Origin of the sequence: Pleionea mediterranea, from assembly GCF_003148745.1 — a bacterium.
Lineage (GTDB): Bacteria > Pseudomonadota > Gammaproteobacteria > Enterobacterales > Kangiellaceae > Pleionea > Pleionea mediterranea.
This window is the reverse complement of sequence record NZ_QGGU01000001.1, coordinates 315398-331265: the sequence shown is the minus strand read 5'-3', so window position 1 is coordinate 331265 and position 15868 is coordinate 315398. Positions and strand designations below refer to the sequence as shown.

Annotated in this window: 10 protein-coding genes; 1 reads left to right on the top strand and 9 read right to left on the bottom strand. The window is 42.6% G+C overall.

Going from position 1 to position 15868, the window contains the following annotated elements:
- Positions 1-448: 448 nt before the first annotated feature.
- Entirely contained in the window at positions 449-1837 is a 1389-nt protein-coding gene (locus C8D97_RS01300) for an amidohydrolase family protein (RefSeq protein ID WP_109761530.1), read from the bottom strand.
- 174 nt (positions 1838-2011) lie between these two features.
- Complete coding sequence (locus C8D97_RS01295; RefSeq protein ID WP_109761529.1) at positions 2012-2797, bottom strand: glucosaminidase domain-containing protein; 786 nt, start codon at positions 2795-2797, stop codon at positions 2012-2014.
- Between the two features lie 239 nt (positions 2798-3036).
- Between C8D97_RS01295 and C8D97_RS01290 the strand changes: the two genes are divergently transcribed.
- Positions 3037-4038, top strand: a complete 1002-nt coding sequence (locus C8D97_RS01290) for a DMT family transporter (RefSeq protein ID WP_109761679.1) — start codon at positions 3037-3039, stop codon at positions 4036-4038.
- 182 nt (positions 4039-4220) lie between these two features.
- On the opposite strand, the gene lpdA is transcribed toward C8D97_RS01290, so the two are convergent.
- From lpdA to C8D97_RS01255, 7 genes are all read right to left on the bottom strand, one after another.
- Complete coding sequence (gene lpdA / locus C8D97_RS01285) at positions 4221-5645, bottom strand: dihydrolipoyl dehydrogenase (protein WP_109761528.1); 1425 nt, start codon at positions 5643-5645, stop codon at positions 4221-4223.
- 107 nt (positions 5646-5752) lie between these two features.
- Positions 5753-7612 (bottom strand): dihydrolipoyllysine-residue acetyltransferase, encoded by a 1860-nt coding sequence (gene aceF, locus C8D97_RS01280; protein WP_109761527.1) that lies wholly within the window; start codon positions 7610-7612, stop codon positions 5753-5755.
- A 28-nt stretch (positions 7613-7640) separates the two neighbouring features.
- A complete protein-coding gene (gene aceE, locus C8D97_RS01275) occupies positions 7641-10310 on the bottom strand; it encodes a pyruvate dehydrogenase (acetyl-transferring), homodimeric type (protein WP_109761526.1) in 2670 nt (889 codons plus the stop codon).
- A gap of 474 nt (positions 10311-10784) precedes the next feature.
- Complete coding sequence (ampE, locus tag C8D97_RS01270; RefSeq protein WP_109761525.1) at positions 10785-11633, bottom strand: regulatory signaling modulator protein AmpE; 849 nt, start codon at positions 11631-11633, stop codon at positions 10785-10787.
- A gap of 28 nt (positions 11634-11661) precedes the next feature.
- On the bottom strand, positions 11662-12201 hold the full coding sequence (gene ampD, locus C8D97_RS01265; protein WP_245411368.1) for a 1,6-anhydro-N-acetylmuramyl-L-alanine amidase AmpD: 540 nt from the start codon (positions 12199-12201) through the stop codon (positions 11662-11664).
- Positions 12202-12395: 194 nt separating this feature from the next.
- Entirely contained in the window at positions 12396-14654 is a 2259-nt protein-coding gene (locus C8D97_RS01260) for a DUF1631 domain-containing protein (protein WP_146196055.1), read from the bottom strand.
- Between the two features lie 658 nt (positions 14655-15312).
- Positions 15313-15867, bottom strand: a complete 555-nt coding sequence (locus C8D97_RS01255; protein WP_109761522.1) for a hypothetical protein — start codon at positions 15865-15867, stop codon at positions 15313-15315.
- Position 15868 lies beyond the last annotated feature (1 nt).

Below are 15868 nucleotides of genomic sequence, written 5' to 3'. Positions count from 1 at the left end.
CTTGCAACGTCATCATACTTATTAAAATCTTTAACAACATAACTAAACTGAATTAAGCCCAAGCTTTATTACTTTGATACCAAAGCTTTTTTGACAACGCTGTCATATTAATTTCACAAATAATGATAGCGCTGTCAAGTTTATCTGGATATTAAGAGCCAGGAAGGCGATCCTTACTCAATTCACCAACAAATAATTCTGCATTGAGATGTGCAAATGCTTTAGTTAGTGCTAATTTGTGAGTAAGAGACTTTAAGTTTCGGGGCGCTTTAAGAAAATAGAAGAAAAAAAAGTCCATTGATATCAATGGACTCTTAAGTAGTGCCGTGCGTTTGGTTAATGGATACGGCTTGAGTATGAGAGACTGAGTTTAAGAAAGCAAAATTAGAGACTGAACGTTAGGCCCTACCCTCTAAAAAGCACTGCAAGCACTAAGTAACATTAACAATCATGGTTTTGCTGTTAATGCCGACTCAATAACTCGCCCCTGTTGTTTGTAGAGCACGCCTTCTTTCATAACTAAATCAACATCCGCTAATAAATTAATATAACGAAGCACATCGCCTCTGACGGCAATAATATCTGCGTACTTTCCTTCGCTGATGGTTCCCACTTTGTCTGAAACGCCCATCATTACCGACGGCCAATAGGTTGCGGAGCGAATGGCGTCCATTGCAGGAATACTCATTTCATTAACCCAGATTGCCAGCTCATTCCAGGTACTTTGACAATGAAATTTTGTCGGAATACCACTGTCAGTGCCAACCAAAAATACCACACCAGTATCTTTGAGCTGAGCAATTTTACGCTTAAGAGTTGGTTTTCGAAGAGGCGTTAATTGCATATATTCAAGCTTTCCCGGCTCGGAAAGAGACGCTTTAATATCCGCAATGGTATCTTGCTTTAATCCACGATGCCAGCAGGTATCGTCTAGCTTTTCCGGATTATCGACCGTTAACTCGTATTGGAACAGACCTTCGACGGTGGGCGTCCAAAACAGAGGGCCGCCAGCAACACGGCCGGTGGCAGTGCGCTCTTTCAACAGGCGAATAATATCGTCCGGGTATTCAGGTGCTGTGGTTAATCCGGTGTGTTCAAAATTATCAACACCAATTTTTAATCCCCGACGAATTTCATCCGGACGATGTGAATGGCCAACAACTTTCAAATTATGCTTATGCGCTTCATCCACAACGGCCTGAGCGACGGCTAACGTCATTTTGTCTTGATCAATAAGCTTAATAATATCTACACCAGCTTTCGCAAGTTTATTCACTTTACGCTTGGCATCGCTGACACTCGAAACACCCCAACGGTAATGCTCGGTACCCGGATAAGGTTTATGTTGAATAAATGGCCCAGAAACATACAGCCGAGGTCCGGGAATTTCACCACGGTTGATACGTTGTTTAACCGACAAGGAAGGTTCCAGTGGCGCCCCCAAATCACGAGCACTGGTAACCCCTGCCAGTAATAACTGCACAGCACTGGCTGGCATTATTTCATCAGCCAGTCGATCAATATAAGTCGGCCGCCAATGCTCATAATCAGCGTGACCATTTAGCATTAGATGCGCATGATTTTCCCAAAGACCCGGTAATACATCCATACCTTCGGTGGAGATAACCTTGTAGTCATCTGGCACTTTCAATGTGCTCACGGTACCAACTGCTTTTATTACCCCATTGTTCACCAGAATAACACTGTCTTGCAATGGACGATGGCCAAAGCCATCGATAAGGCGGCCACCCACAAGCGCTTTTTTATCCGCAGCTATCGCGAAAGTGCTGATAATGGTCATGGAAATTACCAATAACCCATTAATTAGAAATTTCATAATCACCTCCCCTATTTATTATAATTCGTAATTTTTTTACTGAGTGCTCTTTTATTCTTTACTAAAATCAAATAGTAGCTGTTGCAACCGTTTTTTACTGTTTTATTTATGATAAAAACAACAAAGGCCTGAAAAACAGGCCTTATATTGCATCGATGACTTATTCTTACATGCTTACTCTAAATTATTCTGGCGGATCATGGCTTGTATTTCTTTAACATACTCTTCACGTCGTGTTGAGTAATTTAACAAGCCTTCCGCAAGTGCTTTACCTGTAACACGTTTACCGGAAGCAATCAGTTGCTGACGTTTTTCTCTTAACTCTTCATAAGCACTAAATGTATTTAAGTTCATCATATAACTTTTTATAGAAGCCTTTGGTGAGTTAAAAAATGCGACTTCATAAGTTTCTCCTTCCGGCCGGCTCTTTGGTACTATTCCGCAACCACTTTTAAAGCACCATTGTCCAAACAGATTATTTCCCTGCTTTGCAAATCGTGAACGCCCCCAAGCCGATTCATTGGCCGCCTGAGCCAGTACCAGAGAAGTCGGTAGCGGATGAATTCGTAGTTTTAACTCTTCCAACAGCTCTGTATTTTTACTTAGTGCATCGTCATCCATGCGATACTTTTTTGCCAGTTCAAAAATATCTTGCCACTGCGCGTCTGAAAGACTGTTATTTTTTTCAAAGCTTGAATAAAGTTGATCGAACTCTACTTTATCTTGTTTGATTGACTGATTAACCTGTTCTGCCAAAGGTTTCAGATAAGAGAAAAAAGCCTGTTTCATTTTTTTAATATCTTTATGTTGTGAAAAATCTGGTAGGCTTTCTGTTTTTTCTTTTTCAGAAGTAATAAAGTAAAGCGCAACAGCAACGACTAATACGATGACTGCTCCAATTAACAGCTTGATATTTGCCGATAATCCATTAGATGATTGGTTTGAGTTTTCTTGTGTCATAGATGAATTAATCTCCTCAAGTTAATTACCATTCACTTTAGCATAACTCGTTTAAAATATCAGTTATGGCTGCATTTGACTTAACTATCAGGTTCACTAAAAGTAATTTTTCTATTTAACTTTATGATTTAACCAATAACTAAACGTTTAATAATGTTTAGCTATTTGAAGTTGATCTTATGGTGGTATTTTCAATACAAGATGCTCATAATCGCCTTATTCAATTAGAGGTAAATTTAATGCATAAAACCACCGGACAATGGCAGCTTGGCTTGCTGTTATCTTTATTGACCGCAATGCTTTGGGGCTTGTTACCCATCGCACTTAAAGGGCTATTACAATACAGTGATCCTGTCACCATAACCTGGTATCGATTTTTAATCGCCGGAGTAGCTCTGTTTGGTTATCTCTGGGTAAAAGGTCGACTGCCCAAGTTGAGCAAACTCAAAGATAAATCACTGCTTATGCTGGCAATTATTGTTATTGCAGGCTTACTGGGTAATTACATCTTGTATATGGTTGGATTGTCTTACATTACTCCTGGTGCTGCTCAAGTTATGATCCAGACAGCGCCCATGTTACTGCTGATTGGCGGTCTTATTTTATTTAAAGAAAGCTTTCAATTTAAACAATGGATCGGTTTGATTACCTTTTGTTTCGGTCTGGTTTTATTTTTTAACCAACGACTTGAAGAGTTGCTGACAACGCTGAGTGATTACACCATAGGCATGCTATTCATTTTTACTGCGGGCGTGCTATGGGCAGCTTATGCTTTGGCACAAAAGCAATTACTTAAAGACTACGCTTCTGAAGAAATTATGGTCATGATTTATCTGGTAGGAATACTGGTGTTTTTACCGAACGCCGAGCCACTTACCATTAAGCATTATGATGGACTTGGCTGGTTGTTGTTACTGTTTTGTGGCGCCAATACGTTAATCGCATATGGCGCATTTGCCGAAGCACTGGATCATTGGGAGGCGTCCAGAGTCAGTGCAACCTTAGCCTTAACGCCCTTGCTAACATTATTATTTATGCAAATAACCCATTATTTTGCACCCGAGTTCTTACAGCCAGAGCCGGTCAACAACTTATCCATTATTGGCGCGTTATTAGTTGTTGCAGGATCGGCGGTCACCGCTTTAAGTAAATCCAAAGCAGTCCCTGTCGATGGCGCCGACGGCGTGCCCCGTCTTGATGAACCTGATGACGAAAGTAAGTCGTTGATTGTTGATAAATAAGCGAAAAAATATAAAAACCGTAAAACAAATCTCACGCCTTATCTTTTCGAAAGGTATAAAAAAAGGTGCCAGTTCGGCACCTTTTTAAAGCTTTGTTTTAAAGCTTTAAATCGAGACAGTTCTCAACTCATTTTTCTTAACGTATACACATTCTTAATGTATAGAGTGTTTTTGAGTTCGATTTACTTCTTACGTTTTGGTGGTAAGTCAGTACATGAACCTTCAATCACTTCTGCTGTAAAGCCCACTGATTCTGACAGGGTAGGATGCGGGTGAATGGTAAGTGCCAAGTCTTCTGCATCACAGCCCATTTCAATTGCCAAAGTTACTTCGGCAATTAACTCACCAGCGTTCACACCAATAATTGCGCCACCGATGATACGACCTGTCTGTTTATCGTAAATGGTTTTAGTGAAACCTTCTGTTCGACCAACCCCAATTGCACGACCACTTGCAGCCCATGGGAAAACAGCCGTTTCAACTTTAATGCCTTTCTCTTTTGCTTCTTTCTCAGTTACACCGACCCAGGCAATTTCTGGATCTGTGTACGCCACAGAAGGGATACAAAGCGGCTCAAAATAATGTTTCTTACCGGCAATAACTTCGGCTGCCACATGGGCTTCGTGCACGGCTTTGTGCGCCAGCATCGGTTGCCCAACAATATCACCAATGGCATAAATATTTGGCACATTGGTTTTAAGTTGTTTGTCCACAGCAATAAAACCGCGATCATCAACATTAACACCCGCGGCTTTGCAATCCAGCAAGTCACCATTCGGGCGACGGCCGACTGCCGATAAAATGCGATCGTATTTTTGTGGTTTCTCAGGTGCATTTTTACCTTCAAAGGTCACATAAAGTCCGTCTTTTTTCGCTTCAACCTTAGTCACACTGGTTTCAAGCATTATTTCATCCACTTGCTTGGAAACAAACTTTTGGTAAACCTTCATAACGTCTTTATCAGCCGCAGGAACAAGCTGCTCTGACATTTCTACCACATCAATTTTGGCACCCAGTGCACGATAAACGGTTGCCATTTCAAGACCGATAATACCGCCACCTAATACCAGCATTTTCTTTGGAATGTCTTTAAGCTCCAAAGCGCCAGTAGAATCCATAATGCGTTCGTCATCAGGTAAAAATGGCAATTTCACCACCCGAGAGCCCGCGGCAATGATACAGTTATCAAAGCTTACAGTTTGTTTTTTGCCGTCGCCGTCAGTAACATTTAGGCTTTTGTCTGAAGCAAACTTGGCTTCACCCTGCACAACTTTAACTTTGCGCATTTTTGCCATACCGGCCAAACCTTTGGTTAACTGACCCACTACACCATCTTTGTAATCGCGAATTTTATCGAGATCAATTTTTGGCTTACCAAAGCTGACACCGTGTGATGACATATGCTCGGCATCGTCAATCACTTTAGCGGTATGCAGTAACGCCTTAGATGGAATACACCCAACATTAAGACAAACACCGCCGAGTGTTGAATAACGTTCAACCAACACCACATCCAGTCCTAAGTCAGCTGCGCGGAACGCCGCAGAATAACCGCCTGGTCCAGCACCAAGTACAACCAGTTGTGCGTGAATATCACCTTTGCTCATGTGACCCTCTGTATAATTTCATTGCGTTAGCGTAAAAGTGTGCGAATTGTAGCGTATAGCAGCCAACAACCCCAAATTTAATGTCTAAAACCGGCGATTACCACAGGCTATAACAACACCCTGCGAATATCTGCCAATGTTTGCGATAAATGCACCGAAAAACGAGCGGCATCTGCGCCATCAATCACACGATGATCGTAAGACAGTGACGTTGGCAACATCAGGCGTGGCTCAAATTCTTTACCATTCCATACCGGCTTCATCTGATTTTTACTTAGCCCCAGAATGGCAACATTGGGCCATGCCACAATCGGTGAAAATGCAGTACCACCAATACCGCCCAACGACGATATAGTGAATGTACTGCCCTGCATGGCATCTGCGCCCAGTTTCTTATCTCGGGCTTTGGCACTTAAGTCGGCCAGTTCAGCCGCTATGTCGTACACGGACTTTTGATCCACATCGCGCACCACAGGCACCACCAATCCTTCCGGGGTATCGGCAGCGACACCAATATGAAAGTATTTCTTCATAATCAGGTTTTCACCGTCATTCGCCAGTGACGAATTAAATCTTGGGAATGCTTTTAGCGTATGCACCAGAGCTTTCATTACAAAAGCCAATGGTGTTAAACGAACACCGGATTTTGCCGCTTCCTCTTTCATCGACTTTCGGAACGCTTCCAACTCGGTAATATCGGCTTCGTCGTGCTGTGTAACATGTGGAATGGTGATCCAGTTACGATGCAAATTAACGCTGCTGATTTTTTGAATACGGGACAGTGGCTTTTTCTCTACCTCACCCCATTTGCTAAAGTCGATGTCTGGCATTTCTGGCATGGCAAAAGAACCGGTTGCTGCGGTCGCTTTAGGCCGAGACAGTTCGTATTTTACATACTTTTGCACATCTTCTTTTACTACACGGTTTTTTACACCGGTGCCGGAGACTTTCGATAAGTCGACACCTAACTCACGGGCAAATCGTCTTACTGCAGGACTGGCATGAACCAAACCTTCGGATTTTTTACGACTTTGTTGTGGGTAATCGGGTACCGGTGCCCGTTTGGAATTAGAAGACGACTGTTTATCGCTTTTTTCATCCGCTTTTTCAGAGTCATCTTTGTCGGATGAATCCTTTTCAGATGAGCTATCTTTAGAAGAACTGTCTTTAGAAGAATCATCATCAGAGGAACTTTTTTCAGAAGCACCGTCTTCCGATGAGTCGCCGCCGTCGGTTACATTCATTATGCAAATCACCGAGCCCTGACTGACTTTATCGCCTTCCGAGACTTTTATTTCCAAAACTTCTCCGGAAGCAGAAGAAGGTACATCCACCGTTGCTTTATCGGTTTCAAGAACAATCAAGCTGTCGTCTTTTTCAACCGTATCGCCTTTTGACACGCAAATTTCAATCACGTCTACATCGCTGGCGTCACCAATATCCGGAACTTTTATTTCCTGCTTGCTTGAGCCGCGCGACGATTTGCTTTTTGATTTCTCAGATTTGTCCTTGTCAGAACTCTTGTCGTCTGCATCCGATTTATCGGTTTTATCAGAGTCTGAATCATTTGAGTCTGAATCATTTGAGTCTGAATCATTTGAGTCTGAATCATTTGAGTCTGAATTATCTGAACTAGAGTTATCTGAACCAGAATCATCTGCATCGGAACCGTCTGATTCGGACTCATCTTTTTCGTCGTCATCAGAGCCTTCAGCATCATCATCGCCCTCTGGCTCTACCATTAAAATCACATCGCCTTGCGAAACTTTATCTCCGGTGGATACTTTAACTTTTTTCACAACGCCGGCTTCCGAAGAAGGAACATCCATAGTCGCTTTATCGGTTTCCAGAGTAATCAACGAGTCTTCTTTTTCAACTCGGTCGCCTTCACTCACCAACACTTCGATAACATCCACATCCGATGCATCGCCAATGTCAGGAATTTTCACTTCAACTAAATTCGTCACTTTATTCTCCAAACTTTTTATCAGACGCTTAAGCTGTTAGCGGATTAGGTTTGTTGACATCGATGTCGTATTTTTTCAACGCATCGGCGACGGTTTTTCGTTTAACTTCATCTTGCTCGGCTAACGCCATTAATGCAGCAATCGTGATGTAATGACGATCCACTTCAAAGAAGTCTCTTAATTTTTCACGACTGTCCGAGCGGCCAAAGCCATCGGTACCCAATACTTTGTAACAACCGGGTACCCAGTTTCTGATTTGATCAGCATAGACTTTCATATAATCCGTTGCGGCAATCACCGGACCTTGCTGCTTTTCCAGACTTTGCTCAACAAATGATTTCTTTTGTTTAGACTCCGGATTAAGCAGGTTTTCACGATCCACGGAAAGGCCATCTCGTCGTAACTCATTAAAACTGGTCACACTCCAGATATCGGCATCCACTTTCCAGTCTTTTTTCAGCAGTTCAGCGGCCGCTTCTACTTCTCGTAAAATGGTACCACTACCGAGTAGCTGAACACGGGGTTGCTTCTTCTTCGGCTTAGAGCCTTCTTTAAGCAAATACATTCCTTTAATGATGCCTTCTTCGGCACCTTCAGGCATGGCTGGCTGCTCGTAGTTTTCGTTCATGGTGGTCAGGTAATAAAAAACATTTTCCTGATTTTCATACATTCGACGCATACCATCACGAATGATTAATGCCAGTTCATAAGCGTAGGTTGGATCGTAGCTGACACAATTAGGAATGGTTGAAGACAGAACATGACTGTGACCATCCTGATGCTGTAGCCCTTCTCCGTTTAAGGTTGTTCGACCTGCGGTTGCGCCGATCAAAAAGCCTCGCGCCTGCATATCACCTGCCATCCACGCTAAATCACCGATGCGTTGGAAACCAAACATCGAGTAATAAATATAAAACGGGATCATGGGGAAGTCGTTGGTTGAGTAACTTGTAGCTGCGGCTAACCAACTGGAGAATGCACCGGCTTCATTGATGCCCTCTTCCAGAATCTGACCTTTTTTATCTTCACGATAAAACATGACCTGATCCGAATCGACGGGTTCGTATAATTGACCAAGCGAAGAATAAATACCGTACTGACGGAACATGCCTTCCATACCAAAAGTACGCGCTTCATCCGGTACTATGGGAACTATTCGGTCACTTAGTTTTTTATCTTTAAGTAACGTATTCAGCATACGAACAAATGCCATGGTGGTTGAAATTTCACGACCATTGGAGCCTTTGGTAATCGACTCAAACGCTTTCATTGGCGGAACTTCTAACGCTTCTGATTTAGGACGACGAACTGGTAAGTATCCACCGAGTGATTTACGTCGTTCTTTTAAATATTTAATTTCTTCGGAATCTTCTCCGGGATGATAAAACGGTACCTGCTCCAAATCTTCGTCTTTGATTGGAATATTAAAACGATCACGGAATAATTTTAGCGCCTCCAGATTCATCTTTTTCACCTGGTGCGAAACATTTTTACCTTCACCGGACTCACCCATGCCATAACCTTTGACAGTTTTGGCTAGAATAACGGTCGGCTGGCCTTTATGATTAACCGCGCGATGATAAGCTGCGTAAACTTTGGATGGATCATGACCACCCCGGTTAAGACGCCACACGTCCTGATCCGACATATTGGCAACCATTTCCAATAACTTGGGGTGTTTGCCAAAGAAGTTATCACGGGTAAATTTACCCCCTTTGGCTTTGTAGTTCTGATACTCTCCGTCAACGGTTTCTTCCATGGTTTTTAACAATAAACCATCGGTATCTCGTGCCAGAAGTGGATCCCAGTAACGACCCCAGATAACTTTTAACACATTCCAGCCTGATCCGCGGAAATCACCTTCAAGTTCCTGAATGATTTTGCCATTACCGCGAACGGGACCATCAAGACGCTGAAGATTACAGTTAATCACAAAAATAAGATTGTCGAGTTTTTCACGACCGGCCAATGATATGGCGCCAAGCGATTCCGGCTCGTCCATTTCGCCATCGCCAAGAAACGCCCAGACTTTACGGCCTTTGGTTTTCGCGAGTCCCCGATCTTCCAGATACTTTAAAAAACGTGCCTGATAAATAGCTGCAATAGGCCCAAGCCCCATGGATACCGTCGGGAATTGCCAGAACTCCGGCATTAACCAGGGATGGGGATACGACGACAAGCCTTTGCCATCGGTTTCCTGACGAAATGCGCCAAGCTGATCTTCATCAAGACGCCCTTCCAGAAAAGCACGAGCATAAACACCCGGCGAGGCATGCCCCTGAAAATAAACCAGATCACCGTCGGCATCACCACTGTCACCGCGGAAAAAATGATTAAAGCCAACATCGTACAAAGTTGCTGAAGAGGCAAAGCTGGATAAATGACCACCCAGATCCAGGTCTTTTTTGGTGGCTTGCAACACTATGGCTATGGCGTTCCAACGAATCAACGAACGCAACCGGCGCTCCATTTCTTGATCGCCCGGTATATGCGCTTCTTGCGAAGGCGGTATGGTATTCAGATAAGCCGTGGTTGCGTCATAAGGGACATGAGCGCCAGAACGACGAGCTTTATCGATCAGTCGTTCCAGAAGATAGTGCGCACGATCGACGCCTTCTTCTTCGAGTACCGCTTCAAGAGACTCTAACCACTCTTGCGTTTCAATTGGATCGACATCATTTTTTGCATCAACCGCCATCAACTGAATTCCTCTTTTATTGTTCATTTACACCTCAATGGGTGTGAATACAGGTGTAATTAAAGACCAAACTGTTGGTCATTGCTAACTGGAAGCACGACATTTGCCGAAAACGGCCTGCCAAATCGATGAAAACCGACATTGAGATGTTCTGTGACAGAGGCGTCAACGAGTGCATTTGTAGCCTGTTACAGGCTTTAGTCGTGCATTTTGGTGACGTATGATACCAGAGGCATGATGAAAAAGAAGGACATACCAGTTGATTTCTGTAATTAATTTACGAAATAAATGTAACTTACAGCCATCAACTTTCTAATTTTGGAATAATCTTACACCGAAGTTGTTATGCAGCACCAATAGAGTGCAACTCAAGCCCAGTTATCGTACTTTCATTGTCGGTCATTAAGAAACCTGAGTGACAGCGCTTCAGCGTACCATCACCCATTGAATTCATCAGCCCTTAAAACTTAACACCTAAAACTGAAAAAACGACACCAAAGCCACCAAAACCATCAGCAGCAACAAGCTACGCTCGGTCAGTTGACGAGCTTCCGATAGATAATCAGATTCATTGTCGAGCGTCAGTGATGATAAACCGGCTTCCTGCACCAGTTGGCTATTATCGTACTCGGCATCAAATAATCCCTGCCGAACCGCACTTAACCCCTTGGAAAAGTTACCCGTCAACATAAACATCAGGCAGGTCAGCCGCGACGGTATCCAGTCGACAACATAATAAACGGTTTGCCACAGACGGTTACTATTGGGTACTTCCTCATACTCGCTAGCATCGGCTTCATCGTCATTATTTATAGAGTCATTAGTTGTAACACTGGAACGACTGGCCAGAGTCGCCACCATTCGATAAGCCAGAGCTGCCACAGGCCCCAGTAAGACAAACCAGATAATCACACCAAAATATGCCTGATGCACATAATCAAACAGGGCTTCAGCCTGTTGCTGACCGCCTTGCTGTTCCGAGTCTTCGGTTTCCGTATCTTCACTGTTTGAACGGGTAAGGCTCTGATAATAAACCGCCAGACTTTGAGGCCCCAAACACCAGGTCACCACAAGCAATGAAAGCACCAACTCAAATAAAGAGCCAATAACGCCCTGCTGACCTTCAATAAGTACCGCCACTAATATCAATGGCGGTGCCAATACAATGGCCATCACTAACCAGGGGTTCAGTGAGTTATTTTTATCGAACAGCGCCTGCCACTTATCAGCGTAGCTGACTATATATTGATGTCGGCGCAGCTCTGAAATTTGAGTCCAGAATGTCTCCGTCACTAACACGGCAATTAAAATCAGCAATGTCATAAGCGTTCTCTAATTATTATTTATGAGACTACAGTTTACCTGCAGTCAGCAGCGAATGAAAATACTCCCAGTCAAAGGCTTCTCCCGGATCGGTTTTACGCCCCGGTGCGATATCACAGTGACCGACAATATTTTGGTTGGTGATGGCCGGAAACTCATGTTGCAGCTGTTTGGTCAATATCACCAGTGACTGATACTGCTCTTTGGTGTAAGGAATTGCGTCGCTGCCTTCTAGTTCAATCCCTATTGAAAAGTCATTACAGTTTTCTCGCCCTTGCCAAGATGAAACACCCGCATGCCATGCTCGTTTACGACAGTCCACAAACTGAAAGATTTTTCCGGTTCGATCGATTAGATAATGACTCGAAACCTGTAACTCTTTAATGGTGTCAAAATAAGGATGAATTGAGCAGTCCAGATTACCCTGAAAAAATTGATGAATGTAATCATCACCAAATTGTTCAGGCGGCAAACTGATATTATGAATAACCAATAAGTCGATCAGAGCTTCTGCCGGACGCTCATTATAATGAGGTGACGGACAGGACTGTATATTAAGTGTATTCAAAAGTTTATCCGACAGGAAATGTGAATCAGAATGTTAACCAGAGGAGTGTCTGAAAATCAATAGAGTGTTTCGGACGATGTTTAGTTATTAGTAGATATTAAGCGACTTAAAGACGGAACTATCAAGTCAGGAACTATCAAACCATGATCTATCAAATCAAAATCGATTAAACCAGCTCAGCTATGCTTCTTCAACTATGCTTCTTTCATAGCTCGTAAGTTGGTGATCACCGACTCTAAAGCCCGGTCAAACAAAGCGACATCATCCAAAATTGAAACCACACCTTGTTTCATCGCATCGGCCAGACTGCTTCGATTAAACTCGGCCACTTTCATACCGGTTCGATTAACAAAGATGTATTTATTCACCGACGCAATAAAAGCGGCCAGTTTACAACGCAGTGATGTTCCGTCTTGCTGCTCCAGTTCAACCCAGACACCTGCCTGCAAACCATCAATCTGTCCATAGACAGGATCATCCTCTGCAAGCTTGCTCGCTTCATTGGAACCGGAATCTGCAGCGTCACTCGATACGTCTGACGACTCCACAGGCAGAGCCAGTTCGGTTAATACCTGCTCCGTCACTTTTTCATGAACGACCGGAACATCCAGTTCAGCAGGCTCGTACTGCTCATTTGCTTCAACTTCCGGACTTTCAGAAGGAATTGGCAGCGATAAGATAGCTCTATGGCAATCCTCAAGTTCGGCAAGCAACTGGCTGGCTCGATAGGGATTAAAGGAAATTTTATCCATGCCCACTTTTAAATTTTTAATAAGGCTACTCATAACCTTTTTAAGTTTGGCACGAGATTCTTCTGTCGATTTTGGTTGCACACTCCAAACCAGAAACTCCGCCACTTTTAATGCTTTATTATAGGATTCATCACCACCTGGTTTTAGTTGCTCTAAAAATAAAACATTGGTCCAGGCTTCTTTTAATATGTGTTTCACCGGTTCGGCGATGACCCGACCATGACAAATTCTGGCAACTTCTGAATTAACCGTTCTTTTAGCAGATTCGGAACGCGCTTTACCCTCTTCCGCTTCGCGCATTCGTTTTTCGAGAATAGAAGCCCGGCGTTGATCAGACTCTTTAAATTGCTCAAGTTCTTGCAGCAGTTGATCAAACAGAGCAATATCGGATTTAAACTCATTGATTACTCGCTCAACAACTTGCGTCACTTTATTCAGTAGTGGATCGCGCGTTTCTGCCGCAGAAGGATTCCAGCCAATGCCAAGTTTCGCCAGCTCATTTAATAATTGCCTTGCCGGGTGACTGCGTTCACTGAAAAAGCTGCGGTCTACCAGTCCAACTTTTAACATCGGGATTTGAAGCCGTGAAATTTCAGCTTTGATGTCAGGGTGTAAATTACGATCCTCAAGCATCACATCAAACAACAATGTAATGATATCAATCACATCGTCGTTTACATTACCAATGGTGCCGCCGTTTACTTGCCCGCCGGTGGAGGGTAACAAACCGCCAATTACGGTTTTTATTTGCTGTGGCGTATTAAGATCTTGTGACGCAAAGCCTTGATCATGCTGTAGATTGGTAAGGGCCGATACCAACTGCTCGGTATTAATGGACGGTTGCTGTTGCGGGTAAGACACTTTTTTCTCAGACAACAGACTTTGCAGAGTATTAAACACTTCTTCGCGGATATCACTGCGTTCGAGTTCAGCACCAGTTTCTGCATGCCCATAAGATTCATCAGAATCAATATTATCAGTTCGTCTGCGTCGATATTCGGTGGATTTTTTTCTCGGCTTTAATTTGTGTAAGTCGGGCAATATGCCTTTTTCGGCAAATTCGCGATTAACATCATTATAAAGCTCTTCTAACTGATTCATCACAAACCGATCAAACAGCTTATAAACCACCAGCAATGATTCGATATCCAAATCCAGTAATTTGCTGGAGACTTTAAACGCCTGACAAATCGCTCTGGGATCAAGCGGGTTATTGCTTCCATCAACCGTCACCGTTGTGCAAATCGTATCAAGGCGAGTAGCCATATGCCGTAATGGAGTAGCATTAGCCGATCTGGCTTTATTGGTCATCGCATCCAATGCCAAATCTTCTTCCAAATCGTCTTTTTGAACCAAAGCGATATTATCCAGCTCCAGGCTTTCGATATTATCGTCATGGTTTTCAAGATCATTGGTTAACAGATGACTGGAAAAATTATTACGGAATTCTTGTTTAAAGGTGTTAACCAAGCCTTTACGCTTAATGCGGACAATACGCATGGCATTGAAAAAATAGACTTCGTTGGATTTATCCGCCATGTCAAACAGCTTGTCGTCGGCAGAATCGAGCATGGTATTCAGCAACCGCTCTAATTCAGCTTCTGCAAGTGACTCGATCTCCTTAAGCATCACCGGCAGCGTTGCTTTTGGCGTCGCTGATTCATCATTGGAAAATCGCACTATTTGCGGCTTTTTACTCACTGCTTTAAACCTTATTCACATGGCTATAATGGGTTTCTTCGGCGTCACTAACCCATTAGCCGAATTAACGGGCCGTTTGGGCCAAATCCATGAGAGTAAAACTAAGAAAGTCCTGAGTCAGCCATCACACATCTCTAATTCTGAACGATTCCCTGTTTAGTAACACAGGGCGCTCCAAAATGATGACTGTAAACGCATCGAGAATAAACTACCGTTAACTCTAGTCTAATCGATAAAGAATTGATGTGACCTGTCTCACGATCTAACCACGGAATGTACAAAAAATGTGAGATATTCCTTAAAACTGACAAAATTTGTCCCATAATTTCCGCTTCTAGTGGTTAGTAAGATTGCATTGGAGTCGCATTGGAAACACATTCGCTCTTCACACATCACTAAATATTGGATCAATCACGCAAAACGCCCTAAAACACTGCCCTACCAATTCCTTTGGTACCCATCGCGCTTTTCCTATGTCTTTCCCAGTCACCGATTAGAGCTTTGCTATCGAATTTTGCCGGGCGCTCGCTCGAAAGCTTTTTCGGCCTGTCTAGGGAGATACTCTCATTGGACTTATTACGAAAGTACCTCACGGGATATTGGAGATTTATCTTTACTTAAAGCACAGTGCTGAATATATAGTTGTTAGATATTTTATTTAACATTCAAAAAAATCTGTTAGATCGTTTTTCCTATAGTTATAATAATTTCTAAGCTCTTTATCTTTAATTTCAATCTTTTCACTTGCAAGATCGTTTCTATAGTTACAATTAGAATATAAAGCCCAAATATAATGCTTGAAATCTTTATTTTCTTTAAGCAAACCATCTTTTAAAAATAAATAATCTTTACTTCTCGACAAGTGACCAATATTAGTGATTGTATATGCTCTAATATGGTCTTCATCATGTTCAGTCAGCGTATACAAGTACTCAGATATCAACTTCTTATTCACATCATAATCATAGGTTTTTAATGAATATGAAACTTTACTTAACAACATCAAGTTTATAGTAATATCGTTGTTGTTTTTTGAGTTTTGATGATTTAGAAATTCATTATACATTTCAGTCACCAATTTCTTATTTGAACTACGTACTTTAAGCTTACTCAGTTCACTAATAGCATCTCGATAATGCTTTTTATACAAAGTAGAAAAATCTGCACCCAAACACCAAAAAGGCAGTATAAATAGAACGTATATTTTTCGCATA

What these genes read in the sequence shown, in the direction of transcription:
- C8D97_RS01300 (WP_109761530.1), bottom strand. Translation starts at nt 1,837, where the DNA reads ATGAAATTTCTAATTAATGGGTTATTGGTAATTTCCATGACCATTATC.
- C8D97_RS01295 (WP_109761529.1), bottom strand. Translation starts at nt 2,797, where the DNA reads ATGACACAAGAAAACTCAAACCAATCATCTAATGGATTATCGGCAAAT.
- C8D97_RS01290 (WP_109761679.1), top strand. Translation starts at nt 3,037, where the DNA reads ATGCATAAAACCACCGGACAATGGCAGCTTGGCTTGCTGTTATCTTTA.
- lpdA (WP_109761528.1), bottom strand. Translation starts at nt 5,645, where the DNA reads ATGAGCAAAGGTGATATTCACGCACAACTGGTTGTACTTGGTGCTGGA.
- aceE (WP_109761526.1), bottom strand. Translation starts at nt 10,310, where the DNA reads ATGGCGGTTGATGCAAAAAATGATGTCGATCCAATTGAAACGCAAGAG.
- ampE (WP_109761525.1), bottom strand. Translation starts at nt 11,633, where the DNA reads ATGACATTGCTGATTTTAATTGCCGTGTTAGTGACGGAGACATTCTGG.
- C8D97_RS01255 (WP_109761522.1), bottom strand. Translation starts at nt 15,867, where the DNA reads ATGCGAAAAATATACGTTCTATTTATACTGCCTTTTTGGTGTTTGGGT.